A 26,348-nucleotide genomic window follows, 5' to 3' on the forward strand; every position below is an offset into this window, starting at 1 on the left:
TACGCCCCACATCAATGTCTAAGACTTTGAAGTGAGTACTTTTCTATCCTTCTTGTAGCGGTCTAGATGCTCTAAATCTCTCTGATACTCCTTTCCCATCAACGGGGAAGAAATTAAGAAGTCTGCGCTTGTTTGATTACAGGCGAGAGGAATATTCCACACAGTGGCCAAACGCAATAAAGCTTTTACATCTGGATCATGGGGCATACTTTCTAATGGGTCCCAAAAAAATATAAGAAGATCTATTTTTCCCTCTGAGATTTTTGCACCTATCTGCTGATCTCCACCCAAAGGACCCGAAATAAATTTAGTCACACTCAGGCCCAACTCTTGCTCGATTAAGGTACCAGTTGTTCCCGTCGTGAAGAGTTTATGCTTCTTAAGAATTTCAATATTCTCTTGGCACCACTTAATTAGCTTTGGCTTCTTTGAGTCGTGGGCCACAAGGGCAATATTCTTTGATACCTTAATCATCTCTGTCTCCATTAGTGCATATTCACTTATTTTATCAAATATTCAATAATTTAACTAATCTATTTACTGATAGAGAATATCAATTAGATAGCATCGAAGCATTGATATAAACTATACAAAAGGAGTTAATATGAATGAAAAAATATATGAAACAACAGTCATTGGAGGAGGTTCAGCTGGAATTATGGCCGCACTTCGCTCGGTTTTAAATAACGACGAAACACTCTTCTTTCCTGGCAACCAAAAGAATAAGAAAAAATCACGCGCGATGTGGGTACGAAAAGTTGAAAATATTCCAGGTTTTCTAGATTTCAAACAAGGTATAAATAACCCTAACAAACAGGCCTATGACTACCTCTCAGATGAAAAGTATGCAGATGTTTTCATTCCACAAAAAAACACAGGGATCAAGAGTATAAAAAAAGAAAGTGATGGGATATTTACTCTTATAGATTCTAATGAAAAGAAATGGAGAACTAAATACGTTATTCTCACGACAGGAATGATGGATGTTCAACCTTTTATCGAAAATGATATTCGAGCAATTTTTCCTTTTGCAAACAGTCAAGCAATAGAGTACTGCGTTCGATGTGATGGTCACCACACTAAGGATAATGAAATCGCTGTCATTGGTCATACCACTTCTGCGGCCTGGGTCTCAATTATGATTAATGAGAGATATAATATTCCAAATTTAACAATCATGACGAATGGAAAATCACCAGAGTTTGACGATGAAACAAAAGAGCTTATAGAACTCTACGGTATTAACGTAGAAGAAGGTGAAATTGTAGATTTCTTAGGAGACAAGAAAGAAGGTATACTTGAAGGATTTATTCTTGATGATGGAAGTATTATTCATGCACAGAACGCCTTTGTCTCACTTGGGGTTATCGTCTACAACGAGCTTGCACTAGAGCTTGGTGCGAAAGTCGATCAAAGAGGCTTTGTCACTACCGACGAAAAAGGTCAATCATCTATTGAAAACTTCTACATAGCAGGAGATTTAAGGGCGGGTATCAAGAAGCAAATTTACACCGCTTGGGATTCCGCCGTTGATAGTGCAGATGATATAAATGCTAAAATAAGAAGAGAGAGAAGGCAAAAACAACTTCTAGAGTTTAGAGCAAAAAAAGGAGATAATTAAAAAAAAGGAAGGTTTATGATAAGTGAAAGTAAGTTTCAAATGTGGAGAGGAACAATCGCTCTCGTTCAAGTTGATAATAAAGTTTCTAACGAAGAGAAATTATGGCTTGATGAGCACTTGAAGAAGATTCCATTTACAAAAGAGCAAAAAGAAATACTACTTAATGACTTTAGAAATGGAATCAAGCTCGACGATGTTCTATTGGCCTCTCTAGATCCAAGAGAGAGAGGAATGCTTGTAAGCTTCGCCAATACGATCTTCAAGAGGGATGGACTAGTACCAGAGGAAGAAGTCATACTTAATCAGTTAACAGAGAAAATTCTGGGTGATTTAAATATGAGTGATCTCACAAAAGAAGTTGAAGATTTAGAAGACTCAATGGAAGTTGAAGCAGAAGGAAATATCTTCAAGAAATTAATTACAATTGTTACCTCTTTCTTGTAATGGAATCTCTTAAGAATATTCCGACATTTGAAGAGCTACGCAAGATCACTAAGGTAAAGTCTATTTTCTTTGACATGGATGGAACTCTTGTCAATACTGAACCTCTCCATGCAAGAGCATTACAAGAAACACTGAAACAATTATCTTCTTCTAAGAAATTCACAAAAGAAGAACTTCTTAAAAGATATCATGGTCTTGCAGATCATTTTGTCTACGCAGATTTGAAAGTATATATCAACGCAAGTCTTCCAAATTTCCTAGAAATAAAAAATAGTATTTTCCTAAAATTACTAGATGAATCTGAAATATTGATTGATGACCGAATAATGGAGCTTCTTAGAGATCTTAAGAGCAACGGCTATCAACTCGCTCTGATAACAGCATCAGAAAAAGTTCCCGCGTTAATGCTTCTAAAGAAAGAAGGTATTGAAAAGTTCTTTGATTTAATACTAACCAGAGATGATTGCCAAAGGACAAAGCCAGACCCTCTTCCCTACCTAGAAGCCCTAAGACTTCTAGACATCACTAAAGAGGAAGCTTTTATTTTTGAAGACAGTGAGGCAGGCATTCAAGCTGCTAAGAATAGTGGAATTCCCTTTAAGGCCGTAAATTGGTTCTAATTAATTATGTCTAAAGTAATAAATATTATCTTTCACTTTATAGACACCATCTCTCTTATTTAAATATGGACTACGCCCTTTAAACATTCTTGTAAAGATACTTTTAAGTTCAGCAAACTTCTTCTTATCTTCCACTAAGTAATGCCGATGCCCCCTAGAGGCTAACTTAGAAATATTTAAATATTTTGCATTACTAGATCTATCACTCTTATTCTTTTTAACCGCTTTATCAAGGTTTCTCCCTAGTCTTGTTCCTTCATAATCTTCATAGTCATTACTGAATTTATCTAAGAGTTCACTGCCAAAGAGGACAATATCGTTATCATTATATGTAATATAATTCTCTTTTGAGAAGTCAATTCTATCTACCCAACCGGCATGGTCACGAGCAGGAACATCTGCGGCATTTATTAAGAGATTAGAGAATAAATTCGCTTTAAAGTCTCCCGGATGGTAATAATTTTCAACCATTTCTTTAAAGACAATATTTCCCATACTATGAACAAGTAAGTTCAGCTTTACTCCAAACATCTTTAATGGATGTCTTCTAACATAGGCATTTAATTCAGAGAGAAACTTTGAAAGATCTTCGGCCGAAGAAATTGCATTTCCAACAGGTCTTTCAACAGCCGATTTCCACGACGGCCAATGAAACATGATTGTTTTAACACCAAAACTTTCCTCAATTTCAGAGATAACACCAAGACCTTTCTCTGGATGCTTTCCTCTTCCATGAATAAAGATATTTATATAACGAGCTCTGCTTCCATCAAGAACTTCTTTCATCGCTCCCTCTACATCTGTCACATCAAAACGTTTACCAGATGATATATAAAGCCCTGTCTCCGCCATTGAAGAGAGACTTAATAGTAAAAGAGTCAATGTTAAGAACATCTTCACAGACGCCTCCAAATTAAAGTTATAGAGGCTTTCTCGACCTAAATTCTTTCCAACTTTATAAATGAGCGGCAGTTTTTTTCAGTTAAAAATTAAAAGTTGAGAAGTTCTGACAAGTTAAGCTCCTTAGTTGACTAAAAAGGTTTTCAACTATTTTTAAAATATCCCTCTTATCTTCCGAGAAGAGGTTGTGAACATTTTGAAAGAGGATAGTATGCGCTTGTTTTTAGTTTTCTTGATTTTTATTAATACAATTCATGCAGGATATAACCTTGACGAAAAAATTGGTCAAATGATCCTTGTAGGTTTTAGAGGAAGCGAAATAGATGTAAACCATCAAGTAGTCAAAGATATTAAGCAGTCTAAAATTGGGTCAATCATCTTATTCGACTATGATGTAAAACTTGAATCGAGAAAGAGAAATGTCATTGATAAAGATCAATTAATTGATCTAACAAAGAGAGTTCAAAGAGAAAGTGAAATTCCTCTTTTGATTACAGTAGATCAAGAAGGTGGACTAGTTCAAAGACTCAAACAAAGACACGGCTTCCATAAAGTCCTCTCCCCTGAAGAAATTGGAAAGAAAAATAATTTAAATTTCACTTATAGTGAAAGTAAGAAACTCGCCAAAGACCTAGAGTCCGTCGGCATCAATTTAAACTTTGCCCCAAGTGCTGATGTCAATACGAATCCAAACAATCCTGTAATTGGAAAGATTGAAAGAAGTTACTCTTCAGATCCAAAGAAAGTAAGTCAACATGTTGCCGCTTTTATCAAGTCTCACCATGAACAAAATATTGGAACGACCATAAAGCACTTTCCAGGACATGGGTCATCTAAAGGCGATTCACACAAGGGCTTTGTAGATGTAACTGAAACGTGGAGAGATCTTGAGCTCATTCCGTTTACTGACATGATTAAGCAGAATCAAGTAGATATTCTCATGTCTGCCCATATTTTCAATGGCTCTCTTGATCCATACTATCCAGCAACTCTCTCCAAGAAAGTTCTTCAAGACCTCCTTAGAGGGGAATTAAAGTATGATGGTGTTATCATAAGTGACGATATGAATATGAGTGCGATCACCGATCATTACGGTTTCGAAAGAGCAATAGAATTAGCAATAAATGCAGGTGTTGATATTCTTCTTTTTGGAAATAACCTTATCTATGAGAAAGAGATCGCTTTTAAAGTCCACAAAGCTATTCATAAGCTTTTAGACGAGGATAGAATCACAATAGATCAAATCAATTCATCATTTAATAGAATAATGAGTCTCAAAAAGAAGTTAAAACTTATTAAGAATTTTGATATTGCCCAAGTCTCTACTCTCAAAAGAGGGATTGCCAACAAGAAGTCAGTCCTCGACAAAATTCTTATGAAGAAAAATTATGAGGTATTTAAAAAACTAAAGAAAATGGAGAATTAAGCAGCGACTTCTTTTCTCAAGAAGTTTTCTAATTTGGCTTGATTCTCTAAGTTCAAATCAAAGAACTCTATTTTAAAATTTTTTTCACTAGCACCAAGCAAGCGCTTAACTCTCCCTTTAGTCTTTACTCTATTCTTACTTGGTAATGTAATTATACAATCAACCACTTCGTCTTTTTCACATTCAAAAATTAAGTGAGGATCATGTACGGTAACACTTCGAATATCTAATTCCATAGCATGAACAATATCTACAAATTTCTTGCCAATAATATCGACTCTAACATTTCTTAAATAAGTATCTTCGTCCCCTTCAAACTCATCTAAAGATTCTGCGAGGTCACTAATAATATGAACCAGATCAGAATAGTAATCATCCTTAGGAAGAAACTTTACGAACTCTAAATCCTTGGTCGGAGTTCCCGACTCCAAATAAGCAGATAGAACAACAACTTCTTTAGGTCTAAAAGCCTCATCCAAAGTCTTCAATGACTTTATTAATTCAACACCATTAATGACTGGCATATAGAAATCAGTTATAAGAAGCTGAACTCTTTCATTTCGAAGAAAGTTCAGTGCTTCATAGCCATTCTTAGCGTACATGAAATTTACATCATAACGAAGAACTCCAATACGCTCTTTTAATAAAGAGAAGAAGTCTTCACTATCATCTGCAACTAAAACTCTAAGTTCTTGCATAAAATCCTCACGATACTAAATCACCAGGATGCTTCATTTAAGTCAGAAACTGCTTTTAATATAGTTTTTCGGGAAACCGTTCCAATAACTCTTCCCTCCTCTAATACAGGATAAATTTGATAATTATTTCTAAGAAAGAGCTCCACCACATGAGTCAAGTTATCATTAGGGCTAATGGACATCACCTGCGTAGACATATAATGAGTAACACTCGAAGGAGCGTGATTATAGTACTTGGCATCCAGAACATATTTCAAACAATCTTTTTCTGACAAGAACCCGATCATTGCGCCATGTTCATCAACAACAGGGGCACCTGTAAGATCTAGATCAATAAGCATTTCTGACGCTCCCAAAATGGTTTGATTCCTAGAGATTGTTTGAAAGTTAAGAGTCATGAATTCACGAACTCTATGACCAGAATTAGACTGAGAACTGCTTTCAGACTTTCCCATAACAGCTGGAGTATAATTAACCATTGAAACCTCCTTATAAGGTATGGAAATTATAGCGAACTACTATAAATATAATAACGAAATTTGAAAGTTCTTATTAACAATTTCTTCACACTTGCCCCCTATAATAAAGTGCATGAGTAGAATATTTCACCACGACAATATTCTTGTACTATCAATGAATGAGCAAGCTCAGACAAGGCTTTCTTACGAACTCTCAAGTAATGATTGTGAAGTCAGACAAGTCTACAATCTCACAGAATTAGAAGAGGTCGTCGGAGAATCCCCTACGCTATGTTTAGTGATTTACCTAGACAGTCTCTCCCCTGCGCTCTTTGACACTGATCTCTATAAGGAATTTGCAGATCAATTCTTCCTTATTGTTATCGACGATCTCGGAGAAGATCTTCCCCGAGAACAGCTAGAGGAAATTCCTTTTACAACAATTATCAATAAAGAAGACGAAGCCTCTCTCTACGATATTGGAGCTTTTATTGATGAATTTTACGGGGAGGAAGAAGCCGCCTAATCTCAATTATGATCAATACTAAAAGAACATCTATACCAGCAAACATCTACTAGATTTTGAAGTTCCTCAATACTCTTATAACTCTTTTCTTCCTCAAGATTTTCACTTGAAGGCCGTCTACTATCTTCTTCGATTTTTTCAATTTCATCTATATTCATCACTGGCCAATAGAGTTCAGCCGCCTCTTCATAGACAAACGAATTCCCATGAGAAAAACTAATCGTGAGAATGAAAAGAATAAAGATTAAGTTTACTTGAGCTTTCATAATACTTTCATTCTATTCCCTAAGTATTAATAAAGTTTTAATCTTATAACCCTTTGTTTTCTCGTTCAAATAAAATTACTTTTACTTACTTTTTTTCACATTTATTGCTGTGAATTTTAAATAGGTGTAAATTTCTATATCTCTAGAAAAAGGTCATTTATGAAAAAAATCATTCTGCTATCACTACTTGTCTCTGCAATTTCAGTACAGGCAAATTCCAGGAATGTTGTTCAAGAAGGGTTCTTCGTAAATGACGGATCTAGGGAGCTTCTAAAGAAAATTCACCAACAAGGAATATTCACAGTAGATCATCCAACGAGTAAGGGGTATGAAGTCTATGGTCCAAAAGGATTAAGAAGCTGGTTAACAAAGAACTCTCCCTTCTCATACTACTCACTCAATCTAGGGCAAAAAGAAAAAGCTCTTTCAACGTATCCAAGTCCTGAACAAATTGGAAAGAAATTAAAAGATCTAGCAAAGAAATATCCAAGTATTTTTAAACTTTTTAGTATTGGAAAGACGGAGCAAAATAGAGAACTTTGGGTGATGAAAATTTCTGATAATGTTCAAGTAGATGAAGTAGAGCCAGAATTTAAATATGTCGCAAATATGCACGGTGATGAAATAGTTGGAAGAGAGATGATGGTTTCTCTTCTTGAAGAAATCGCTCACAATTACACCGCTGGCGATCCTGAAACATCAGCTCTCGTAAATAATACTGAGATTTTCATTATGCCTTCTCTAAACCCAGATGGAGCAGCAGGAAGAAGAAGAGGAAATGGAAATTGGAGAGATCTCAACAGAGACTTTCCAGACGTAGATAGAGATGCCAAGAATAACTTCTTTGAAGTGAGTATCTTTGACAATATTGAAAGGGATCACCAAAAAGAAACAGTCGCCATGATGAAGTTTCAATCAGAGAGGCACTTTGCTCTTTCAGCAAATTTTCACGGCGGAACAGAAGTAGTAAACTACCCTTGGGACACTAAGAGAGACGACTTTCCTTACAAGAATCTTGTTGTGGATCTCTCTAAAGAATATGCTAGAAAAATTCCTTCAATGAGAGATAACAGAGAATTTGTTGATGGTATTGTTAATGGCTACGAATGGTATGAGATTAACGGAGGAATGCAGGACTGGAGTTACTTCTGGCATCAGGACCTTCAGGTAACAATCGAGCTATCGCACTCAAAATGGCCAACTTATGACCTAGTTCAATCTTACTACGATAAGAATAGAGACTCTCTCTTTGATTATATGAAAAGTATTCATCAAGGTTTTGGAGTAAAGCTTAAAGAAGCTAGAAACTTTAATGTTGTTATTGATAAAATAGAGAACGAAAAACTAAGAAGGATAGAGTCAATCCCTGTAAATGGGAAAGAGTTCTACAAAGTGCTCTCACCTGGAAAATATAGAATTCAGATAATCTCAAATGGACTAAATAAAGAAATAGAAGTTGACATTAATGACCATAGTATTTCAACTAATGGGAATTTTTACTCGATCTAATTCGAGTCTTATTAATCAATAATCTTAAATAAATGAGCTTAAGATTATTGATTAAATCTCCGATCAGATTCATAAACTATAATTCACTAGGTGGTATAAATGGAAGGTTGGCTTCTCTACAAGGAAGACTCAAAATTCTTAAAGAAATCTTATGCTGTTGCAAGATTAATGGAAACAGCTAAGACTGAAGGTATTCATTTAAAAATTGTCAGTCCAAAAGATATAGATATCACTGTCACTTGGGAAAATAGAAAATCAATTCACTTAAAAGGTGAACTCGTTCCCCTCCCCGACTTTATCATTCCAAGAATGGGTGCTTATACCACCTATTTTGATCTGGCGGTCATACGTCACTTAGAGAGACTCGGTGTAAGATCATTCAATACGTCTGAAAGTATCGAGATAGTAAAAGACAAATTGTACTCTCATCAAATTCTTGCTGAGTATAATATGCCTGTGCCAAAAACGATGCTCGTGAAATTTCCTGTTGATGTTGACTTCATTGAAAAGAACTTAGGTTTTCCTGTCATTGTAAAAACACTTAGCGGTTCACAAGGTGTTGGAGTCTTTCTCTGTGAAACAAAGAGAAACTTAGCTGACATGATGCAACTTGTAGAATCTACAAATATTAATGCCAATATTATTCTACAAGAATTTATAAAATCAAGTAAAGGTAGAGACCTTCGTGTCTTCACTCTTGGAGGAAGGGTTCTAGGTTGCGTAGAACGAGTGGCAAAAGAGGGAGACTTCAAGGCCAACTACTCACAAGGCGGAGAAGTGCGTGCTTTTGAACTTACTCCAGAAATTGAATGGCTCGCCCTAGAGGTTTCGAGGGCCTTCAATTTAGATATTGCAGGGATTGACTTACTCTTTGACGGTTCTCACTTTAAAGTCTGTGAAGCAAATTCGGCACCAGGGTTTGAAACAATTGAAAAATGTCTAGATATGGATGTTGCGAAGGAAATCTTTCATTTCCTCCGCGTTAGACTTGGAAATTTCCGCAAGAAGTAAATTACTTACAAGAAGTGAAAGTTGCATCAATACTTATAGCAACGTCACTCCAAGTCTTCCCCTCGTGAAGGGCTGCACAAGCTTTATTCAATGCGCTTAATTCGTCATTCATTGCAAAATCAAAAACATCTATCACACCTTTAGCACTTAGCTTTTGATTCTTATAAGTGTAGCTAAGTGGAATATCTAAAGTTTTACCATTCATTGTAATAGCAACTGTAAGAACCTTGTTCGTCACCTTTTTTACAACTCCTGTAATTTCGCTTCCGCCTTCAAGAGTAGAAAAAAAGAATTTTGCAATTTTAAAGTCTCTTCCCTTGTCCTTAGTAGAAACAGTTGAAGCATCAATTTTAAAAGTTGCTCCCGTTAATATCTCACTCGCCTTCTCTCCTTTATTGTTTGTAAAACTCACTCCTTTAAAAGTTCCTCCGACGGCTGCTTTAGCAGGTGTTTTATAAGCACTCCAATTGATACTAGCGTCTTTAAAACAAGCCCCATAAGTGAGTGAAGAAAAAAGAAAGAAGGATAAAATAAATTTCATAGTAACCTCATTGTTAAGTTTTAAATATGTTAGATCAAGATTAGTGGGAATTACAGTTATTCAGTCTTAATTTATCTAGGCAATAGTAAACAAAGAGCGACCCCACGCAGCATCCCACTTTAGGTTTGAATATTTACTACTTTGAAGCTATCTTCTATATACAATTTTAAAAAGGAAGAATTTTGATTTTCAAATTAATCTCTAAATCTAGAGAAACAATAAAGAATGACCTCTTATCTGGACTAACTGTCTCTCTTGCACTTGTCCCTGAAGCTGTTGCTTTTTCATTTGTGGCAGGAGTTGATCCTCTCGTTGGATTATATGCTGCATTCATGGTTGGACTTATTACTTCTATTTTTGGTGGAAGACCGGGAATGATATCAGGAGCAACTGGAGCTCTTGCTGTTGTGATGGTTAGCCTCGTCGCAGATCACGGGGTTGAATACCTCTTTGCAACAGTTGTTCTCATGGGAATTATTCAAATGCTTGCGGGAGTTTTAAAGCTTGGAAAGTTTGTAAGGCTTATTCCTCATTCGGTTATGCTTGGTTTTGTAAATGGCCTGGCCATCATCATCTTCATGGCCCAATTATCTCAATTCAAATTTACAGATGCAGCTGGAATTTCTCATTGGCTTCACACAAATGATCTTATGATAATGTTAGGACTTGTTTTCTTAACTATGTTCATTATTCACTTCCTACCAAAAGTGACAAGAATAATTCCTTCATCTCTTGCCGCGATTTTAACAGTAACAGGTATTGTCCACTTAATGGGCCTAGATACTAGAACCGTTCTCGATATGGCATCAGTAGGTGGAGGATTTCCTTCTCTTCACATACCTGAGGTTCCTTTCAGTATGGAGACGTTAAAAATTATCTTACCATACTCATGTATCTTAGCAGCGATTGGACTCATCGAATCTTTAATGACTCTTCAATTAGTTGATGAAGTAACAGAAACTCGCGGAAGCACTAATAGAGAGTGCCTTGGGCAGGGTTTAGCTAATATCTTCACGGGTTTCTTTGGCGGAATGGGTGGTTGTGCAATGATTGGTCAAAGTATGATCAACGTAAACTCAGGTGGACGTGGGCGTGCATCAGGAGTTAGTGCTGCATTATTTCTCTTATTTTTTATAGTAGTAGGATCAAAGCTTATTGAACTTATTCCATTAGCAGCACTCGTAGGTGTCATGTTCATGGTAGTTATTGGAACTTTTGAGTGGTCAAGCTTTAGAGTTCTAGGAAAGATTCCTAAGTCTGACGCTTTTGTCATTATTCTAGTTTCAACAGTTACAGTTTTCACAGATCTAGCAATAGCTGTTTTCTGTGGTGTAGTTGTATCGGCCCTTGTCTTTGCTTGGAAGAAGTCAGAGAGAATAAAAGCAAATATCTATACAGATGAAAAAGGTGGAAAGCATTATCAACTAAGTGGTCCACTCTTCTTTGGTTCAGTACAAAGTTTTCAAAACCTCTTCGACGCAAAAGAGGATCCTGATAATATCTATCTCGATTTTGAAAACTCAAGAGTATGTGACTTTTCAAGTATTGAAGTAATTAACGGTATTGTAGAGAAATATAGCCGATTAAATAAAGATGTTTTCATCACAAACCTTAGTCCAGACTGTGCTAGTGTAATCAATAAAGCAGGGCATATTTCAAAGGCCAAGAGAATATAGCTTTTTTAGGGGACTTTTCAAGAAGTCCCCTTTTCACAGAACTTCTGATTCCTTCTATTTCTTTTCACAATCTTAGTATTTATTTCAATTCTCCCAAAGAGGCAAAACTCTTTTATTGACTACTATTTCTAAAATTGAGAATAAAGAAGAAAACCACTGGAGCTAAAATGAAACTTATAATCTCAATACTCTTTGCTATTTCTCTAACTCTTTCTTCAACGTACGCTGACGAATGTAGAAATGCTGTAGAATACCAAGCGATGGATATACTCTCTCAGGAACTTAATGTTTCATTTGAAGAGGTTGAAATTGAATATCAAATCACTCTTACAAAAACTCAGGTACTTACTAATAGTATTGAAAAGTATGAAGCGCTCTTCAACACTTATAGTGGTATCTACTTGTTAAAAATGGATATTAACTATAGCTGTGATGTTATAGGTTATTCCAATACACTTAAATACTAATATCAAAGGGCCTAATTAGGCCCTCTCTAAATACCTAGGTGTAGAACTCTAGTTCCTGCATCACAATTAGGTCTGATATTTTTTCCAATGACAATACCCGAGTGCGTACTAAAGATTTCTTCTCGAACCTGTCCAAATACGTCATAAACTTTTGCAACTAGTTGACCTTTTTCAACCTTTTCTGCAATTACGGGGAAGACATCAACAAGTCCACCTTTGGAAGAATATAACCAAAAAGAGTGATCACAAATTGTTGTGGTCTTAACCATATTTCTAACTTTTCCTTCAATAATCTTTAAATACTTCATCGTATTTAAAATTCCGAGTAAGGTCTCATCAATAAGCTTATGCTGAAACCCATTTGGATTTCCAATTTCAATAGTAATAGCATTAATACCATTGTCATTTGCCCAGCCCCTAAGAGTTCCACTCTCATCGCTCTTTTGAACAATAATCTGTGGATTTTGAAGATAAGCTAAATTGCGACATTCAGGTTTATCAAGGTCCGCGCGAATATAGAGACTATTCACTCTTCCCATACTCGCCGTATGAAGGTCTAGAAGATAATCAAACTTCTTAATAACTTTATTTATCAAGTGATGTGTATAGATACTACTGGCTGCCCCCTTGGACTTACCTGGCATAATTCTATTTAAATCAACATTATCTATGAAGTATCTTTGATTTTTTAAATAACCTGGAACATTACTAATAGGAATAAGAATCAACGTTCCACTCATCTTCATTGGGTCTACTTCTTGAATAAGCTTATATATTGTAGATATACCATTGAGCTCATTTCCATGAATTGCAGCAGTTATACCTAGAACTTTTCCTTTCCTCTTCCCTTGAATAATAATAACGGGAAGCTTCCATGGAACACCAAGAGAATTGTCAGATAAGTGAACTTGAAATCTATGAACGACACCTCTCTTAAGTCTAGAAAGCTGTATAGAGTCTTTAACCTTAACGTAGACAGTTTTTTCCATACTTAATCCTTATAAGTGAGTTCTCTTATGATATGAGGGTTTTGATTTAACTTTTTCAACTTCTGACACCACAAATTCAAGTATGAGTCTTGCGATATTCTTATCCATCGCCTTTTCAATCCCCTCTAGCCCCGGGCATGAATTTACCTCAAGAATCAAAGACCCATTATCACTTCGTAAAATATCAATTCCAGCTACATTTAACTTAAATTCCTTCGCTGCCTTTACTGCAATTTCTCTCTCTCTTGGAGTCAGTTTTACTTTCTTGGCCTCTCCTCCTAGATGAAGATTTGATCTAAAGTCTTCGCCATTAGAAGAGCGGATCATGGAGCCAATAACTTTTCCATTGAGAATAAATACTCTCACGTCAGTTCCTATCGACTCTTTAATAAATTCTTGTAAAATTAAACTTGTATTCGTTAATCCAAAGGCTTCAATAATAGATTTTGCAGACTGCTTTGTCTCAGCAAGAACAGTTCCCTTCCCCTGAAGCCCCTCAGTTAATTTAATAATGACAGGAGTTCCTCCCACTTTATCCAAAAGTTTTGATGCATTTAATGAATCATTTGAAATAGCAGAATTTGGAAAAGGTAAATTCTTTTTAGAGAGAATCTGTAAGGTTCTTAGTTTATCTCTCGCTCTAGCAATTCCAAGAGAAGAATTTAATGAGTAGACGTGCATGGCCTCAAAGTGCCTTAGCACCGCCATTCCATATATACTCTTATAAATTCCTACTCTAGGAATAACTGCATCAAGCCCACTAAGAGATTGTCCATTATAAAGAATGTCAGGCTTTTCATTATTTAAAATAAGATCACAATTCGTGTAATCAATATGAATTATATCTAAACCTAAATTCTGCGCTTCTTCTAAAATTCTTGAATTTGAATAATTCTCAGAACTTTTACTTAATAGACCTATCTTCATCATTCCCTCAAAACTAATACTCAAGCAAGATTATCCTCCCCTGAATAAATTATTAAAACTCGTTTTTTCCCTCAATTTAATTCACTTTTTCCTAAGCGTTAAAATGGAAACCTAAGTAAATGAAATTTTAATTAATTTAAAACTAATCTATACGGATAAAAAAACGATTTTTCTTAACCTCATTCTTGGCCTTACAATCATCCTTAGAGGAGTTTCAATGTTGCTAGTCAAAACATTTATAAAGGAATCGCCTATTCACGGGAAAGGCCTTTTTGCAGATGAAGATATTTCTGAAGGAACACCTATCTGGAAATATAGTGCAGATACAACTTCCTTAATTGCAGCTTATGACTTTATAAATCTCTGTAAACAGCTCAGCTTCAAAGAGATTCTCACTTACCTAACTTACTCCTACCTTAGAAATGACCAAGTATGGCACGTTCTAGATAATAGTAAGTATATTAATCATGGTGAAAATTCCAACATTGCCTTTCTAGATAATTTCCAAGAAATTGCAATTAGAGATATAAAAAAAGGAGAGGAGCTTATAGAGAATTACCACAATTGCTATGATCATAATGACTTCTTCAACTGGGATTTCTGCAATATTGAAACAAAAGAGAATGCTCTAGAGCTACTCTACAAGAATTGGAAGGTTCCCCACTATGCTTAACGTAGAAACTTATGTCTCCGATTCAATATTTCATGGACTCGGTCTCTTTGCAAAGAATGATATTCAACAAGGAGAAATCATTTGGACTTACAATCAAAAGATTGACCACTCCTATACCATTAAAGAGTGGAATGATTTAAAAGAAACTCTTAGCAGTCCCTCCTTTAAAACACTTCAAAACTTTGCCTATAAAGAAAGAGATAAGTACTTTATTTGTTCAGATAATGCCCAATATATGAATCATCACGCCCACGATTACAATGTTAAGAACTCAAAAGATCTAAACACAATGTATGCCTTAAGAAATATATCTAAAGATGAAGAACTTCTTTATAATTACTTTGAAAGTTCTGACAAAGATGATTTCCACCTAAAGTTCTTATAATCTATTTTCTTTCGGAATATCTATCGACCAAGAAATTTGATTGATCGCGAGTTAAATAAGTAAAACGCATTAGCTCTTCCATGACATCGACAACTCTATCTCTAAAGGCAGAGGCCTTCATATCCCCACTTTCTTCAAACTCTTGATAGGCCTTTGCAACACTTGATTGATTGGGAATTGTAATCATTCTCATCCAACGACCAAGTATTCGCATATTATTTACAGCATTAAAGCTCTGAGACCCACCACTAACTTGCATTAGAGCAAGGGTTCTTCCTTGAGTTGGCCTAACAGCTCCAAGAGTAAGAGGAATCCAATCAATTTGAGTTTTAAGCAATCCAGACATATTACCGTGAAGCTCTGGAGAAGACCAAACATGGGCCTCTGACCACAGACTTAGATCTCTAAGCTCTTTTACCTTTGGGTGATCCACAGACTCTTCATTATCAAATAAAGGAAGCCCTCTTGGATCAAAGAATTTCACTTCTGCTCCCATAAAGGTTAAGATTCGTCCCGCTTCTTCGGCCAAAAGACGTGAATATGAGCGCTCTCTAAGAGATCCATAGAGAATTAAAATCCTTGGTCTGTGCTCCGAAGAAGTTACTTCATTAATTTTTAAATTAAATTTTTCATTTTCTAGATACTTCATTAGTATTTCCATTTATTTGATATTTTAACGAGACTTAACATAATAGGAACTTCGATAAGAACTCCTACAACAGTTACAAGAGCAGCTCCAGAGTTAATCCCAAACAAAACGATTGCAACAGCAACTGCAAGCTCGAAGAAGTTACTGGCCCCAATCATTGACCCTGGAGAAAGAATACAATGCGGAAGATTCATTCTCTTTCCAATGAACCATGCGCAAAAGAAAATAAAGTAAGTCTGTATGGCTAAAGGTATCGCAATGAGAAGAATATCCACAGGATTTGAGATAATTTTATCACCTTGAAAAGCAAATAATAAAACAAGAGTTGTTAAAAGAGATGTGATGGAAAGTGGTCTCAGCTTCTTTAAGAAAACTTCATTGAACCACTCTTTACCAAAAGTCTTGTTCAGTACCTTATTTACAATAACTCCAAAAAATAGCGGAACAACGATGAAAATAATAACTGAAGCCGACAAAGTATCAAATGGAATGGCTATATTAGTTACTCCAAGAAGTAGTTTTACAATAGGAATAAAAGCGACAAGAAGAACTAAGTCATTAATTGAAACCTGAACTAAAGTGTACTCAGGGTCTCCATCAGTTAAGTATGACCATACAAAAACCATAGCTGTACATGGAGCGGCACCTAGTAGTATGGCCCCCGCAATATATTCTTTGGCCATCGCTGGAGAGATAAGTCCCATATACAATTTCTCAAAGAATATCCATGCAAAGAATGCCATAGTAAAAGGCTTAACGAGCCAATTTATAAATAAAGTAAGAAGAAGACCTTTAGGGTTCTTTCCCACATTCTTAACAGAAGTAAAGTCAATTTGAACCATCATTGGAAAAATCATAAACCAAATCAGAATAGCGATAGGAATATTTACACTTGCAATACTCATTAGACTCAAGGACTCAACTGCCCCCTGAAAATTTCTACCGATAAGTATTCCTAAGACAATGCAAAGAATCACCCAAGTAGTAAGATGCTTTTCAAAGAAGTTGATACTTTTTTTATTTTCAATTTGATTATCCATTAATATATCCCTCAATTCCTTCAACAAAACTCTTTATCTCATCTCTAACTCTTCTATATACAGAAAGAATCTCTTCCTCATCAGTTATCTCTTTTGTCAGGCGAGGGGGATCATCAAAACCAAAGTGAATAATTTTCCCTCCAGGAAAGTAGGGACAATTCTCATTTGCATCAGAACAAACAGTGAAGACGATATCCATTTTTACATCTTCAAATTCATCAACAGTATTTGAAATATGTCCTGAAATATCAACTCCAGCTTCCTTCATGACACTAACGGCTCTAGGATTTAATCCATGCTTAACTGTTCCTGCGGAATAAAAATTAAATTTTTCTTTAGAAAATAAAGACTTCCCCCAACCTTCGGCCATTTGAGAACGACACGAATTACCAGTACATAGAAATAATATATTCACTTCTCTTCTCCTATTAAAAGCAATCTAAAATTGGACACTCGCTAAGTGGAAGACTAGTATCTTCACAGCAGTCAGCGAGTCCCTTCAGGGATTTCTTCATCCTTTTTAAGTCTTTAATTTTTAAATCTATTTCTGCTATTTTTTGTTCAGCTCTCTCTAGAACATCGCTACACTTTGAAGCTTTTTTAATTCTAAGTGCGAGTAATTCTCCAATTTCAGCAAGAGAGAATCCCAACTCCTGTGCTCTCCTTATGAAGATCACTCTCTGAACATAGTCATCAGAATAAGTGCGAAAACTTCCAGTCTTTTGAGGTTGTTTAATGAGCTCTTTTCTCTCATAAAAGCGAATTGTCTCGATATTGACATTAGCCGCTTCAGCGAGTTTTCCAATAGTAAGTTTTTCTTTCATAGACATAGTATACACTCCGTACCATAGTACGGAGTCAAGTCTACATTATTTCTTTAGAATTGGGACTATTTTCTTCTATTCCCCATGAGGCGAAGAATAGACAAGAAGAGGTTAATAAAGTCTAAGTATAGTGTTAAAGCGCCAAAGATAGTTTCCTTTCTATCCTCTTCACTTCCCTCATTACCTATAATATTTGAATCCTTTATCTTCTGAGTATCGTAGGCCGTTAGTCCAGAAAAAACAACGACACCACAAATACCGTAAATTTTACTAGCTCCAGAACTCATAAGACTTGGAAAGAACATTGAAAGAATTGCAAAACCAATCATTCCCCAAAGGGCCATATGACAAAATGTTCCAATAGGGCCTAAGTCTCTTTTAGTAAAATATCCAAATGCACTTAATCCCGCAAATGAGAAGGCCGAAAGAATAAAGGCGGACTGAATACTTTCACTTGTATAGATCAAAAAGATTACCGAGAGAGTTAACCCCGTTAGTCCTGCATAGAGAAGATAAACAGAGGTAGCAGCAAAAGCGGAGATCGTTTTAATCTTAGCTGAAAGAAAGAAGACTGCTCCAAGTTGAGCAATTATTAGACCATAGAAAATGATTTTATTTCCTACAATCATTTCAATTAATTCCCTAGACTGTGATACATAGTACGAAATAAATGAAGTGAGCAATATTCCAATGGTCATCCATCTATAAACACCACTCATAAAGCGGGCGTTCTCCTCACTTATACTTTGTTCAGTTCTATAAATATTAGCAGTATTCAAAACGAGCTCCTTTATAGGTCCGTAATAAGTTCATCTGTTATTTCATTTTTATCATCAGAAGCAATTGGAAATTTTTCGATTAACTCAGTTCCACACTCAGTAATTGCAACGCAAAGACCTTTAATAATCTCCCCTGTCTTAATGTGAGCGATAAGGTCTGAAACAATTCTATCCCAATAATTTTCAGCAACAACGCTCGCTATTCCATTATCTGCCATAACTTCGACTCTCCTCTCTAGAAGAGAGACGTAAATCATAATGCCTGTTCTGTCTTTAGTCTTAGAAACATTACTTGAATGAAAAACCTCTAAAGCTCTTTGAAAAACTTCCTCTTGCATTTCATTTTTAGTCGTAGCAAGTCTCTTTAGAAAAGGTATATATCCTAAGAGGTAGCCTAAAATCATTCCTGGAATTTGAACCCAAACGAGAGTAATTGAATCTTCAAAGTCATAGAAGTTATAAGTAAGAAGAGCAAAGAGAAATGCAAAAAAAAGAGCTAGTCTAAAGTGCGCTGCCGGATAGAAGTCTGACTTCGACAAAATGACAGGCACGATTTCTCCCGATGTTTTAAGTTCAGCCTCGACAATTGCTTTTTTAATAAATGCTCTATCTTCATTTGATATTTTCACTACCAACCTCCACTTGCGCCACCGCCGGAGAATCCTCCGCCGCCGCCAAAACCGCCTCCGCCAAAACCGCCTCCGCCACCAAAGCCTCCTCCTCTGGAGCCTCCGTAACTAGAGCTTCTTCCGCCTCCCATCGCACTTCCTATCAACATGGCAGCAAGGAATCCTCCCCCACCACCTCGGCCTCCACGACCAAAGATGCTAGCGAGAATAATAATGATGAGAAGACTAAGAAAGGAGAATCCCCCTTGAGACTTATGTCCACGAACACGAGGAGTATTTCTAAGCTCTCCACCTGTATGCTTTACGATCTGACTGACACCAAGAATTATTCCTGATTGATAATCATTTTTCTTGAAGTACTGAGACATTGATCTAATAATTCTTCCAGAAGTAATATCAGGGAGTGAACCTTCAAGTCCTTGTCCTACTTCTATTCTAATTTTTCTATCTTTTAGAGAAACCAGTAAGAGAACTCCATTATCTGATTTCGCCTGTCCTAACTTCCACTGATCAGCAACTTTAATGGCATAACTCTCAATAGGCTCACCTTCCAGAGAATCCACAGTCAAAATAGCAATTTCATTCGTTGTTTGCTTTTTGATATCTTCAAGAGCATACGTAAGTGCCGAAACAGCTTCCCTCGACAGAAGACCTGCTTCATCAACTACAGGTCTTAATCTTGGAACTTCTTTTGAAAAAGTATTTAAAGTTAGAATTGAAAATAATAAAATTTTAATTATTTTCAACATCTAGAACTTCACCTTTGGAGCTTCTTGCGCTTCCTTAAGATTCTCGACTTCAAATTGTGGCTTTTTCTCATGCTTTAAAAATATTGAGTTATACCAAGATGTTGGAGGTACAGTGATTAAATTGTTAAAGGCCTTAATAGATTGGATATATCTATTTCTGGCAACAGTAATTCTATTTTCAGTACCTTCAAGCTGAACTTGTAGGTCTCTAAAGTTTGCGTTCGCCTTTAAATCAGGATACTTCTCAACAACAACCATTAGTCTTCCAAGAGCAGATGAAAGTCCACTCTGTGCTTTAGAGAATTTCCCAAGAGTTTCAGTGTTTAGCTTATCTGCGCTAACATTTACAGAAGTCGCTTTTGCTCTTGCTTCTACAACGGCCTGTAGAGTGTCTTTCTCATGACTAGCATAACCTTTCACTGTAGAAACTAGATTTGGAATTAAATCACTTCTTCTCTTATATTGGTTTTGAACCTCAGCCCACTGTGCATCAACTTCATTGAGAGCTGTTGGAATACTTTGCATTCCACATGATGTAAGCAAGAGCATGATAAAACCTAAACTTAATATTTTCATTTATTCTCCTATAGAATTTATTATTTTATACCAATATAAACTTCGACTTTATTTGTGCCGATGTATTTTTCAAAATCAGTGAGATATTCTCTATTATAGCTGCATTCACTTTTTGAGAAAAAAGACCAAATCTCTTGCCAAGCCTCGATAACTGCACCGGGCATTTCGCCTTCTTTTGAAAAGACCATATACTTTCCTTTCTCAGTAGACACTTTAGAGAGTTCACTACCTACATTTTCAAAAGTAGACCCTGCTAAAACATTAAACTCTCCTGTCGCGTCAGACTCATAAGAATAATAAACTCCGTAAACACTTGAATTAGAATTTAAGTGTTTTGCATTTTCATTATAGAAACGCTCCCAAAGACTTCCAATTTTAGCAGTTAAAGGATCCATCTCATTAGAGTTTCTTGTTCTCACAGAAATACCTTTCAACTGAATACTTTCTAATTGCACTATTTCCATGAAGCCTCAGCCTTTATAGATCATTAAAGTGTTCGCTAAATTGAATATTATGATAAACAGTTACAACGTCATCATCTGCTTCCAGCTTTTCAATTAATTTCATATTACTAAGATAAGACTCATCTGAAATCTCTTTAAAAGTCGTTGGAATTTGCTGAAGACCAGCTTCCTCTGGTTCTAGTTTCATTTCTTCTAATTTCTTAGAGATTGATCCAAAAACTTCCATCGGCCCACTAACCTCAAAAATACCATCTTCAAGCTCTATTTCTTCCGCACCACAATCAATCATCTCTAGTGTAAACTCATCTTCATCTAAATCCCCTTGAGGAACTTCAAAGACAGCTTTTCGAGTGAAGATAAATTGTAATGTTCCTGTCGTACCAAGTGAACCTCCGGCCTTATTGAAGTATGAGCGCACATTGGCAACAGTTCTCGTTGTATTATTTGTTGAAGTCTCAACAAAGATTGCAACGCCGTCTAACCCATAACCTTCATAGGTTACTTCTTCAAAACCATCGTCATCACCACCAAGACCTTTTTTAATTGCTCTATCAATATTGTCTTTTGGAACATTATTCTTCTTACATTTTTCAAGTGCAATTCTTAGTAGGAAGTTTGTACTGGCATCATCACCACCAGATTTAACGGCCTTTTGAACTTCAAAAAGAATTTTCGTATATATTTGTCCTCTTAACTTATCAGCTGCGCCTTTCTTCTTTTCAATATTGGCCCATTTTCTTCCCATAAATCCTCTTGGTAAATTTAAATAATATATTGTTAATTAATATCATATCAGTAAGTGATAGAGAAATTTTAGTCTCTATTTACTATAGCAATCGCATCGCATCATCTTTCTTTATTCTATAGAGAACATGCCTTTTTAATTTGTCTCCATCATCAACCATTGGATGATCAAAATCTCCCCCGAGGTCTCGCTTCATTCCAATTTTTTCCATAACTCTTATTGAAGGTTTATTTAATTTAGAAGTAAAGGAGACTACTTCCTCAAGCCCCAGTTCTGTAAAAGCAAACTCTATCACTGACCTAGCCCCCTCAGTTGCGTAGCCTTTTCCCCAGAAGTCTCTATAAATTCTCCAACCAATCTCTGTACATGGCGTGAAAGGAGTTTCATAAGCAGGTCTACCAAGGCCAATAAAACCGATAAATTCCCCAGTTTCTTTCACTTCAACAGCAAGTAGTCCAATATCATCTTGCTTAATTCTCTCGCGCTCCCTCTCTATTAATTTTTCACTTACTTCTCTTCCATAAGTTGAAGGAAAGAACTTCATCGTTTCAGTATCTAAATTTAATTGAATGAAGGGCTCTATATCAGAGTTCTTCCACTGTCTTAAAATCAATCTCTCTGTCTCTATAATCATCACTTCACCTCTAATGCTCTCCGCGTCGAAACGGTGCAAAATTACATTCTCTTATTATTCAACTACATTGCGCAAATGAAAACATTTCTTAAAAAACTTTTTCCTGCTTCTTGGAAGCTTGTACTACTTTCTATTGCCTTAGGAATTCTCATGTTCTTTGCTGCAGAATTCTTACTTGCTTTAATTAGAGCAATTTCCAATTTAACTTTCTTTGGAGAGATTGATTTACACTCTAATGAACTCCCTCATGCTGGAAGTTATCTGATACTTATTATACCTCTTATAGGGGCCCTATCCCTCGGTTTAATGGCCAGATATTTAGACCATGGAATCAGAGGTCATGGAATACCGGAAGTCATAGAGAGAATAGAATCTCACAAATCGAATATTCCTTTCAAGCTTCTTTGGCTTAGACCAATCGCCTGTGCCATCTCTATTGGAACCGGTGGTCCATACGGAGCAGAAGGTCCTGTCATAGGAATGGGCGGAGCCTTTGGATCTTTCATCGGACGACTATTTAAATTAAAAGAGACCGAGAAAAAAATCCTCTTGGCCGCTGGCGCGGCTGCTGGAATTTCTGCAGTCTTTGGAGTTCCTGTTGGTGCAGTATTTCTAGTGTCAGAATTATTTACCAGAAACCAAAATATTAAAAACCTCTTTCCAATAGCAATCGCTTCACTCTTCGCTTATATCGCAAGAGTAATCTTTATGGGAGAAAAGCCTCTCTTTCACATAAATTTTGAAGCCTTTCATTTAACCCCAGAAGTACTTGGAGCTTTTGGAATTGTTGCCATTATCCTAGGAGTAACTGCAGCCCTTTCAATTTATGCAGTGGAGTTCTTCGAAGATTGCTATGAAAAACTTCCCGTGCACTGGATGTGGTGGCCGATGATTGGAGTTCTCCCTCTTGTAGTATTCGCATTCTTTTATCCAGATATTCTAGGACCTAGCTACGAACTTCTTCAATCTCTTTTTGAAATACAAGACAGCTATTCTCTAATTATAAAACTAGCAATAATAAAAGGAGTTGTGTGGGCCTTCGCAGTTAGTTCAAGAACGACTTCAGGAACACTCGCACCACTACTTATTTTTGGAGCAGGAGTTGGGCTACTCAGCTTTACACAAATTGCCCCTCTTCTAGGTATCTCACCAGATATCTATCCTGTAGCGGCACTTATCGGAGCAGGTGCTTATTTTGGAGCGATTTCAGGCGCTCCAGTTTCCTCCGCTCTTATAGTTCTTGAAATGACAGGATCATTATCATTACTGCCTGTTAGCTTTGGAACATGCCTTACCGCCGTTCTAGTCACGAAGGCCCTTGTATCAAAAAGTATCATGCAAACGGAGTACTCTTAACAGGTACTCTTTTTTTTTATCTAAAATTATGCTACTATGTTTTTACTATGAATAAATAATCACTCCCCCTATATTTTCCCCTAAAAATTCAACTTAACTCTGAGGTGATTATCATGAATACACTTATCTACTAATTAAATTCATTTATTCCATTTAAATTTGTAGAGGTATTCATGAGAATATTTACCATTGTCATCATTGGTGCGCTTAACTATGTACTTTTTGACTTAAAACACTCAAGAAGAAACTTTTCTTTAAGAAGTTCTTCCACAACTTCCTCTATTACTTATGAAGATAGAAAGAAGAAAATTAAAGAACTTCAAAGAAAGTATAAGAATAGAAAATTTAAAAAGAGAAAATTTTATGTGAGAAAAGATCTTAAATTAAAGGGCTCAAACCCTAAGGCCAAGAGATTTACAAATCAAAAGGCCTTAAGAAGAATGTATAGGAATTCCTAATTCCTATACTTCTTTTTTACAAGAAGAGAATAATAATAAAGAAGCTGCCGATGCTGTGAAAACACTATAATCAAGAGGACCTTTAACTCCTCCAGTGAACGTCATGCTAAGAGCAAAGATTAATAGAAGTACGAAACTAATAAGTGACGATTCTTTAAGTCTAAAGCCAATAATTAAAAATACTCCTAAAACAACTTCCAATCCTGTTGCCACATATCCCAAAGAGTTAGAAAGAAATTCAGGGGCCCAAGGATTAAGCATTGCTGTATATCCTAAAAAAGATTCCATATTTCCCCACGCAACACCAGGGGAACCTGCTTTTCCCCAAATACCAAATCGGTCAGCGACAGCTGATAGAAAACTTGCAGCGAGAGCAAGCCTTAAAAATATTTTTGAATTCTTCTCTATTTTTGTACTCATAGTATCTCCGTACTTTAAAAATTCTTGAAGGTCTTTTGGTATATCCATTGATTTAGTTGCGCTCACATTGCTACCACCGGTGTTACCCGTAGGGACAATACCTACAGCAGAACCCACAATTCCCGCAGGAATACGAATAATCTGTCCACACGTATCTTTCCAGCTCTTCGTTCTTATAGCAATTCTAAGCATCCAATAATGACTAATGGTATGGGCCATGACATCCATCTGACCTAAGATATGAGCTCTTTCTAAATGAGAAAAAGACTCCTCAAATCGGCTTAAGAAGAATAACTCTTTCCCCGATTTGAGTTCTCTATGAAACGCTTCTTTTAGTTTTTGATGCATAAAAACTCTCTAAACTTTATTAAAAGGTTAATTAAATCATACTAAAATGAAAGTCTTTATCAAAGTATTAAATTAGTGAAGCCTGGATCCGTTTGGAACATTTTTATCAAGCTCAAAGAGAACAATGCCACCTTCTTTATCAGAGAACCCCATAACTAGAACTTCCGACATAATCTTTCCGACTTGTCTTGAAGGGAAGTTCACGACAGCTAAAACCTTCTTTCCCAATAGGTCTTCCTTCGCATAATGGACAGTTAACTGTGCTGATGATTTCTTTATGCCTATGCCCTCACCAAAATCAATTTTTAGAATATAACTTGGGTTCCTTGCTTCAGGAAAGTCTTTAACTTCTAAAACTTCCCCTATCCGCATATCTACATTTAAAAAATAATCAAAAGCTATCTCTTTTTCTGCCGGCTGGCTAGGTTGAAAGTTTAAATGCATGCTCATCCCTTTATCGTTCTCATTAAATATAAAAAAATATATTATGATAAGTATATGATAAAAAAAGTTTTAATTCCAATTCCTACAACAGATCTTGACCCTAGAGAATGTGCCATTCCTTGGAAAATCTTAACTGAAAAGAGAATTTGGAGTCTGATCTTTTAAAAAATCATATTCAGATTTTTTTGAGAAAGATAAACCTATCGAAGAGATCTGCCATGGAGTTCACTGTTCGAGATAAAATTTCTCACCGCTCGTTGGCCGGGAGATACTCATCAATTTGCAGCTGGATTTCTAAAAATACTTCCTTAGCTGATTGAAAGTATTTTTTTCGCTAGATTTTCGAGCACTTCTTTCAAGTCTTTATCTATTAGCCTATTCCCCATGAATTTTGAACGAATCGCATTCACTTGAAAGCATTTATCTAAAGAAACTGACAGAGACATTGTCTTTAAAACTTCCAGCAACGAACTCATTGCATACTCACCACTCCCAGCAGAACAAACAAAGACAATAACTTTCTTCCCTGGAAGTCTTTCATCTGAAACGAGCCAATCAAGAGCATTCTTCAATACTCCCGGAACCCCATGTGCATACTCAGGAGTAACAATTAGCAGATAGCTTGCAGCACTAACCTTATCTTTAAAATCTATGACAACTTCTGGCTCATCGATATCGGGATTAAAATGTGGCAATAGATCAAGTGATTCATATATAGATAACTCCACTAGATCATTCAATGCTTTTAGCAAAAGTCCATTAGATGAATTTCTTCTAACACTTCCATTTAATGCAACAACTTCAACTTGCTTAGTTGGGCCCATGCTACCTTCTCCTTAATATTATTTATGATAACTCTCTAGCCTCCTTAAATCAAAGAATCACACAAGTACTACGCTGGTTATGAAAATAGGTCCCCTCTTTTTCTACTTAGGACTTCCACAAAAATCAGGATGAATCTTACAGGCTGCTCCAGCCCCTCCTCCTGCGTATGCAATTGCTCCGAAAAAAGTAAGAATTGCGATTAAAAATAACGTTATTTTCTTCTTCATTTAAAACCCCTATTTATTAGATTTATCATCACTACAAAGTTACT

At 36.1% G+C, this 26,348-nt stretch carries 36 protein-coding genes; 13 read left to right on the plus strand and 23 right to left on the minus strand.

The window, feature by feature from the left end; all coding sequences use genetic code 11:
* Positions 1 to 18 precede the first annotated feature (18 nt).
* Positions 19 to 486, minus strand: coding sequence for a methylglyoxal synthase (locus tag CES88_RS06480; RefSeq protein ID WP_365992642.1), 468 nt, complete (start codon positions 484 to 486; stop codon positions 19 to 21).
* Positions 487 to 604: 118 nt separating this feature from the next.
* Here CES88_RS06480 and CES88_RS06485 point away from each other — a divergent pair, with 118 nt between their 5' ends.
* The 3 genes from CES88_RS06485 to CES88_RS06495 are packed head-to-tail and all read left to right on the plus strand — an operon-like array spanning position 605 to position 2,685.
* Complete coding sequence (locus tag CES88_RS06485) at positions 605 to 1,621, plus strand: NAD(P)/FAD-dependent oxidoreductase (RefSeq protein ID WP_290732625.1); 1,017 nt, start codon at positions 605 to 607, stop codon at positions 1,619 to 1,621.
* Positions 1,622 to 1,636: 15 nt separating this feature from the next.
* Positions 1,637 to 2,065, plus strand: a complete 429-nt coding sequence (locus tag CES88_RS06490; RefSeq protein ID WP_290732626.1) for a hypothetical protein — start codon at positions 1,637 to 1,639, stop codon at positions 2,063 to 2,065.
* The gene (locus tag CES88_RS06495; RefSeq protein ID WP_290732627.1) at positions 2,065 to 2,685 is read left to right on the plus strand and encodes an HAD family phosphatase; all 621 of its coding nucleotides are present in this window, start codon (positions 2,065 to 2,067) and stop codon (positions 2,683 to 2,685) included. Before CES88_RS06490 ends, CES88_RS06495 begins: the two co-directional genes overlap by 1 nt.
* On the opposite strand, the gene CES88_RS06500 is transcribed toward CES88_RS06495, so the two are convergent.
* Positions 2,686 to 3,579 carry an alpha/beta hydrolase gene (locus tag CES88_RS06500; protein WP_290733279.1) on the minus strand — a complete coding sequence of 298 codons (894 nt, stop codon included), beginning with the start codon at positions 3,577 to 3,579 and terminating at the stop codon, positions 2,686 to 2,688.
* A gap of 217 nt (positions 3,580 to 3,796) precedes the next feature.
* On the opposite strand from CES88_RS06500, the gene CES88_RS06505 reads away from it, so the two are divergent.
* Positions 3,797 to 5,011, plus strand: coding sequence for a glycoside hydrolase family 3 protein (locus CES88_RS06505; RefSeq protein ID WP_290732628.1), 1,215 nt, complete (start codon positions 3,797 to 3,799; stop codon positions 5,009 to 5,011).
* Here the strand turns inward: CES88_RS06505 and CES88_RS06510 are convergent.
* Together CES88_RS06510 and CES88_RS06515 are read right to left on the minus strand one after the other, a co-directional pair.
* Positions 5,008 to 5,709, minus strand: a complete 702-nt coding sequence (locus CES88_RS06510) for a response regulator (RefSeq protein WP_290732629.1) — start codon at positions 5,707 to 5,709, stop codon at positions 5,008 to 5,010. The genes CES88_RS06505 and CES88_RS06510 overlap by 4 nt on opposite strands.
* 20 nt (positions 5,710 to 5,729) lie before the next feature.
* Positions 5,730 to 6,188 carry a CBS domain-containing protein gene (locus CES88_RS06515; RefSeq protein ID WP_290732630.1) on the minus strand — a complete coding sequence of 153 codons (459 nt, stop codon included), beginning with the start codon at positions 6,186 to 6,188 and terminating at the stop codon, positions 5,730 to 5,732.
* Between the two features lie 112 nt (positions 6,189 to 6,300).
* On the opposite strand from CES88_RS06515, the gene CES88_RS06520 reads away from it, so the two are divergent.
* Positions 6,301 to 6,693, plus strand: coding sequence for a hypothetical protein (locus CES88_RS06520; RefSeq protein ID WP_290732632.1), 393 nt, complete (start codon positions 6,301 to 6,303; stop codon positions 6,691 to 6,693).
* A gap of 2 nt (positions 6,694 to 6,695) precedes the next feature.
* Here CES88_RS06520 and CES88_RS06525 read toward each other — a convergent pair whose 3' ends face one another.
* Complete coding sequence (locus tag CES88_RS06525; protein ID WP_290732634.1) at positions 6,696 to 6,959, minus strand: hypothetical protein; 264 nt, start codon at positions 6,957 to 6,959, stop codon at positions 6,696 to 6,698.
* Between the two features lie 159 nt (positions 6,960 to 7,118).
* Between CES88_RS06525 and CES88_RS06530 the strand changes: the two genes are divergently transcribed.
* Entirely contained in the window at positions 7,119 to 8,468 is a 1,350-nt protein-coding gene (locus CES88_RS06530; protein WP_290732635.1) for a M14 family zinc carboxypeptidase, read from the plus strand.
* Between the two features lie 99 nt (positions 8,469 to 8,567).
* Complete coding sequence (locus CES88_RS06535; RefSeq protein WP_290732637.1) at positions 8,568 to 9,479, plus strand: RimK family alpha-L-glutamate ligase; 912 nt, start codon at positions 8,568 to 8,570, stop codon at positions 9,477 to 9,479.
* Position 9,480: 1 nt separating this feature from the next.
* Here the strand turns inward: CES88_RS06535 and CES88_RS06540 are convergent, their stop codons facing one another.
* Positions 9,481 to 10,020, minus strand: a complete 540-nt coding sequence (locus CES88_RS06540; RefSeq protein ID WP_290732639.1) for a YceI family protein — start codon at positions 10,018 to 10,020, stop codon at positions 9,481 to 9,483.
* Positions 10,021 to 10,205: 185 nt separating this feature from the next.
* Here CES88_RS06540 and CES88_RS06545 point away from each other — a divergent pair, with 185 nt between their 5' ends.
* Together CES88_RS06545 and CES88_RS06550 are read left to right on the plus strand one after the other, a co-directional pair.
* Complete coding sequence (locus CES88_RS06545) at positions 10,206 to 11,696, plus strand: SulP family inorganic anion transporter (RefSeq protein ID WP_365992782.1); 1,491 nt, start codon at positions 10,206 to 10,208, stop codon at positions 11,694 to 11,696.
* A 167-nt stretch (positions 11,697 to 11,863) separates the two neighbouring features.
* Entirely contained in the window at positions 11,864 to 12,163 is a 300-nt protein-coding gene (locus CES88_RS06550; RefSeq protein ID WP_290732642.1) for a hypothetical protein, read from the plus strand.
* Between the two features lie 26 nt (positions 12,164 to 12,189).
* On the opposite strand, the gene CES88_RS06555 is transcribed toward CES88_RS06550, so the two are convergent.
* Positions 12,190 to 13,152: a succinylglutamate desuccinylase/aspartoacylase family protein gene (locus CES88_RS06555; RefSeq protein WP_290732644.1), complete on the minus strand. Its 963-nt coding sequence runs from the start codon at positions 13,150 to 13,152 to the stop codon at positions 12,190 to 12,192.
* Between the two features lie 9 nt (positions 13,153 to 13,161).
* On the minus strand, positions 13,162 to 14,103 hold the full coding sequence (locus tag CES88_RS06560; protein WP_290732646.1) for a RimK family alpha-L-glutamate ligase: 942 nt from the start codon (positions 14,101 to 14,103) through the stop codon (positions 13,162 to 13,164).
* A 193-nt stretch (positions 14,104 to 14,296) separates the two neighbouring features.
* Between CES88_RS06560 and CES88_RS06565 the strand changes: the two genes are divergently transcribed.
* Complete coding sequence (locus CES88_RS06565) at positions 14,297 to 14,752, plus strand: SET domain-containing protein (RefSeq protein ID WP_290732648.1); 456 nt, start codon at positions 14,297 to 14,299, stop codon at positions 14,750 to 14,752.
* The gene (locus tag CES88_RS06570; RefSeq protein WP_290732650.1) at positions 14,745 to 15,137 is read left to right on the plus strand and encodes an SET domain-containing protein; all 393 of its coding nucleotides are present in this window, start codon (positions 14,745 to 14,747) and stop codon (positions 15,135 to 15,137) included. Before CES88_RS06565 ends, CES88_RS06570 begins: the two co-directional genes overlap by 8 nt.
* A gap of 1 nt (position 15,138) precedes the next feature.
* Here CES88_RS06570 and arsH read toward each other — a convergent pair whose 3' ends face one another.
* The 11 genes from arsH to CES88_RS06625 form a co-directional block, all read right to left on the minus strand.
* Positions 15,139 to 15,786: an arsenical resistance protein ArsH gene (gene arsH, locus CES88_RS06575; RefSeq protein ID WP_290732651.1), complete on the minus strand. Its 648-nt coding sequence runs from the start codon at positions 15,784 to 15,786 to the stop codon at positions 15,139 to 15,141.
* Positions 15,786 to 16,826 (minus strand): ACR3 family arsenite efflux transporter, encoded by a 1,041-nt coding sequence (gene arsB / locus CES88_RS06580; RefSeq protein ID WP_290732653.1) that lies wholly within the window; start codon positions 16,824 to 16,826, stop codon positions 15,786 to 15,788. Before arsB ends, arsH begins: the two co-directional genes overlap by 1 nt.
* Positions 16,819 to 17,241 carry an arsenate reductase ArsC gene (locus tag CES88_RS06585; protein WP_290732655.1) on the minus strand — a complete coding sequence of 141 codons (423 nt, stop codon included), beginning with the start codon at positions 17,239 to 17,241 and terminating at the stop codon, positions 16,819 to 16,821. Before CES88_RS06585 ends, arsB begins: the two co-directional genes overlap by 8 nt.
* Positions 17,242 to 17,254: 13 nt before the next feature.
* Complete coding sequence (locus CES88_RS06590; protein ID WP_290732657.1) at positions 17,255 to 17,656, minus strand: MerR family DNA-binding protein; 402 nt, start codon at positions 17,654 to 17,656, stop codon at positions 17,255 to 17,257.
* Between the two features lie 59 nt (positions 17,657 to 17,715).
* Entirely contained in the window at positions 17,716 to 18,429 is a 714-nt protein-coding gene (locus tag CES88_RS06595; protein WP_290732659.1) for a Bax inhibitor-1/YccA family protein, read from the minus strand.
* Positions 18,430 to 18,440: 11 nt separating this feature from the next.
* Positions 18,441 to 19,058 carry a TPM domain-containing protein gene (locus tag CES88_RS06600; RefSeq protein WP_290732661.1) on the minus strand — a complete coding sequence of 206 codons (618 nt, stop codon included), beginning with the start codon at positions 19,056 to 19,058 and terminating at the stop codon, positions 18,441 to 18,443.
* Positions 19,058 to 19,807 carry a TPM domain-containing protein gene (locus CES88_RS06605; protein WP_290732663.1) on the minus strand — a complete coding sequence of 250 codons (750 nt, stop codon included), beginning with the start codon at positions 19,805 to 19,807 and terminating at the stop codon, positions 19,058 to 19,060. Before CES88_RS06605 ends, CES88_RS06600 begins: the two co-directional genes overlap by 1 nt.
* On the minus strand, positions 19,808 to 20,383 hold the full coding sequence (locus CES88_RS06610) for a LemA family protein (protein ID WP_290732665.1): 576 nt from the start codon (positions 20,381 to 20,383) through the stop codon (positions 19,808 to 19,810).
* Positions 20,384 to 20,403: 20 nt separating this feature from the next.
* The gene (locus tag CES88_RS06615) at positions 20,404 to 20,847 is read right to left on the minus strand and encodes a GyrI-like domain-containing protein (protein WP_290732667.1); all 444 of its coding nucleotides are present in this window, start codon (positions 20,845 to 20,847) and stop codon (positions 20,404 to 20,406) included.
* A gap of 13 nt (positions 20,848 to 20,860) precedes the next feature.
* Entirely contained in the window at positions 20,861 to 21,592 is a 732-nt protein-coding gene (locus CES88_RS06620) for a YebC/PmpR family DNA-binding transcriptional regulator (RefSeq protein ID WP_290732669.1), read from the minus strand.
* An 82-nt stretch (positions 21,593 to 21,674) separates the two neighbouring features.
* Positions 21,675 to 22,226: a GNAT family N-acetyltransferase gene (locus CES88_RS06625; protein WP_290732671.1), complete on the minus strand. Its 552-nt coding sequence runs from the start codon at positions 22,224 to 22,226 to the stop codon at positions 21,675 to 21,677.
* 75 nt (positions 22,227 to 22,301) lie between these two features.
* Here CES88_RS06625 and CES88_RS06630 point away from each other — a divergent pair, with 75 nt between their 5' ends.
* Together CES88_RS06630 and CES88_RS06635 are read left to right on the plus strand one after the other, a co-directional pair.
* A complete protein-coding gene (locus tag CES88_RS06630; protein ID WP_290732672.1) occupies positions 22,302 to 23,582 on the plus strand; it encodes a chloride channel protein in 1,281 nt (426 codons plus the stop codon).
* Positions 23,583 to 23,755: 173 nt separating this feature from the next.
* A complete protein-coding gene (locus tag CES88_RS06635; protein WP_290732674.1) occupies positions 23,756 to 24,040 on the plus strand; it encodes a hypothetical protein in 285 nt (94 codons plus the stop codon).
* A 3-nt stretch (positions 24,041 to 24,043) separates the two neighbouring features.
* Here the strand turns inward: CES88_RS06635 and CES88_RS06640 are convergent, their stop codons facing one another.
* The 4 genes from CES88_RS06640 to CES88_RS06655 form a co-directional block, all read right to left on the minus strand.
* On the minus strand, positions 24,044 to 24,808 hold the full coding sequence (locus CES88_RS06640) for a DUF3703 domain-containing protein (RefSeq protein ID WP_290732676.1): 765 nt from the start codon (positions 24,806 to 24,808) through the stop codon (positions 24,044 to 24,046).
* A 72-nt stretch (positions 24,809 to 24,880) separates the two neighbouring features.
* Entirely contained in the window at positions 24,881 to 25,252 is a 372-nt protein-coding gene (locus CES88_RS06645; RefSeq protein ID WP_365992784.1) for a tRNA-binding protein, read from the minus strand.
* Between the two features lie 308 nt (positions 25,253 to 25,560).
* Positions 25,561 to 26,076, minus strand: a complete 516-nt coding sequence (locus CES88_RS06650; RefSeq protein WP_290732680.1) for an NADPH-dependent FMN reductase — start codon at positions 26,074 to 26,076, stop codon at positions 25,561 to 25,563.
* 102 nt (positions 26,077 to 26,178) lie between these two features.
* Positions 26,179 to 26,304, minus strand: coding sequence for a hypothetical protein (locus tag CES88_RS06655; protein ID WP_290732682.1), 126 nt, complete (start codon positions 26,302 to 26,304; stop codon positions 26,179 to 26,181).
* Positions 26,305 to 26,348: the final 44 nt, after the last annotated feature.

It is taken from the genome of Halobacteriovorax sp. JY17 (assembly GCF_002753895.1).
GTDB lineage: Bacteria > Bdellovibrionota > Bacteriovoracia > Bacteriovoracales > Bacteriovoracaceae > Halobacteriovorax.

Coding starts and splice junctions, on each gene's coding strand:
- CES88_RS06555 (WP_290732644.1), bottom strand. CDS start 13,152: ATGGAAAAAACTGTCTACGTTAAGGTTAAAGACTCTATACAGCTTTCT.
- CES88_RS06525 (WP_290732634.1), bottom strand. CDS start 6,959: ATGAAAGCTCAAGTAAACTTAATCTTTATTCTTTTCATTCTCACGATT.
- CES88_RS06565 (WP_290732648.1), top strand. CDS start 14,297: ATGTTGCTAGTCAAAACATTTATAAAGGAATCGCCTATTCACGGGAAA.
- CES88_RS06480 (WP_365992642.1), bottom strand. CDS start 486: ATGGAGACAGAGATGATTAAGGTATCAAAGAATATTGCCCTTGTGGCC.
- arsH (WP_290732651.1), bottom strand. CDS start 15,786: ATGAAGTATCTAGAAAATGAAAAATTTAATTTAAAAATTAATGAAGTA.
- CES88_RS06590 (WP_290732657.1), bottom strand. CDS start 17,656: ATGTCTATGAAAGAAAAACTTACTATTGGAAAACTCGCTGAAGCGGCT.
- CES88_RS06605 (WP_290732663.1), bottom strand. CDS start 19,807: ATGTTGAAAATAATTAAAATTTTATTATTTTCAATTCTAACTTTAAAT.
- CES88_RS06500 (WP_290733279.1), bottom strand. CDS start 3,579: ATGTTCTTAACATTGACTCTTTTACTATTAAGTCTCTCTTCAATGGCG.
- CES88_RS06630 (WP_290732672.1), top strand. CDS start 22,302: ATGAAAACATTTCTTAAAAAACTTTTTCCTGCTTCTTGGAAGCTTGTA.
- CES88_RS06635 (WP_290732674.1), top strand. CDS start 23,756: ATGAGAATATTTACCATTGTCATCATTGGTGCGCTTAACTATGTACTT.
- CES88_RS06515 (WP_290732630.1), bottom strand. CDS start 6,188: ATGGTTAATTATACTCCAGCTGTTATGGGAAAGTCTGAAAGCAGTTCT.
- CES88_RS06550 (WP_290732642.1), top strand. CDS start 11,864: ATGAAACTTATAATCTCAATACTCTTTGCTATTTCTCTAACTCTTTCT.
- CES88_RS06645 (WP_365992784.1), bottom strand. CDS start 25,252: ATGCATTTAAACTTTCAACCTAGCCAGCCGGCAGAAAAAGAGATAGCT.
- CES88_RS06620 (WP_290732669.1), bottom strand. CDS start 21,592: ATGGGAAGAAAATGGGCCAATATTGAAAAGAAGAAAGGCGCAGCTGAT.
- CES88_RS06655 (WP_290732682.1), bottom strand. CDS start 26,304: ATGAAGAAGAAAATAACGTTATTTTTAATCGCAATTCTTACTTTTTTC.
- CES88_RS06535 (WP_290732637.1), top strand. CDS start 8,568: ATGGAAGGTTGGCTTCTCTACAAGGAAGACTCAAAATTCTTAAAGAAA.
- CES88_RS06615 (WP_290732667.1), bottom strand. CDS start 20,847: ATGGAAATAGTGCAATTAGAAAGTATTCAGTTGAAAGGTATTTCTGTG.
- CES88_RS06520 (WP_290732632.1), top strand. CDS start 6,301: ATGAGTAGAATATTTCACCACGACAATATTCTTGTACTATCAATGAAT.
- CES88_RS06570 (WP_290732650.1), top strand. CDS start 14,745: ATGCTTAACGTAGAAACTTATGTCTCCGATTCAATATTTCATGGACTC.
- CES88_RS06485 (WP_290732625.1), top strand. CDS start 605: ATGAATGAAAAAATATATGAAACAACAGTCATTGGAGGAGGTTCAGCT.
- CES88_RS06650 (WP_290732680.1), bottom strand. CDS start 26,076: ATGGGCCCAACTAAGCAAGTTGAAGTTGTTGCATTAAATGGAAGTGTT.
- CES88_RS06490 (WP_290732626.1), top strand. CDS start 1,637: ATGATAAGTGAAAGTAAGTTTCAAATGTGGAGAGGAACAATCGCTCTC.
- CES88_RS06495 (WP_290732627.1), top strand. CDS start 2,065: ATGGAATCTCTTAAGAATATTCCGACATTTGAAGAGCTACGCAAGATC.
- arsB (WP_290732653.1), bottom strand. CDS start 16,826: ATGGATAATCAAATTGAAAATAAAAAAAGTATCAACTTCTTTGAAAAG.
- CES88_RS06540 (WP_290732639.1), bottom strand. CDS start 10,020: ATGAAATTTATTTTATCCTTCTTTCTTTTTTCTTCACTCACTTATGGG.
- CES88_RS06640 (WP_290732676.1), bottom strand. CDS start 24,808: ATGCATCAAAAACTAAAAGAAGCGTTTCATAGAGAACTCAAATCGGGG.
- CES88_RS06505 (WP_290732628.1), top strand. CDS start 3,797: ATGCGCTTGTTTTTAGTTTTCTTGATTTTTATTAATACAATTCATGCA.
- CES88_RS06625 (WP_290732671.1), bottom strand. CDS start 22,226: ATGATTATAGAGACAGAGAGATTGATTTTAAGACAGTGGAAGAACTCT.
- CES88_RS06610 (WP_290732665.1), bottom strand. CDS start 20,383: ATGAAAATATTAAGTTTAGGTTTTATCATGCTCTTGCTTACATCATGT.
- CES88_RS06510 (WP_290732629.1), bottom strand. CDS start 5,709: ATGCAAGAACTTAGAGTTTTAGTTGCAGATGATAGTGAAGACTTCTTC.
- CES88_RS06530 (WP_290732635.1), top strand. CDS start 7,119: ATGAAAAAAATCATTCTGCTATCACTACTTGTCTCTGCAATTTCAGTA.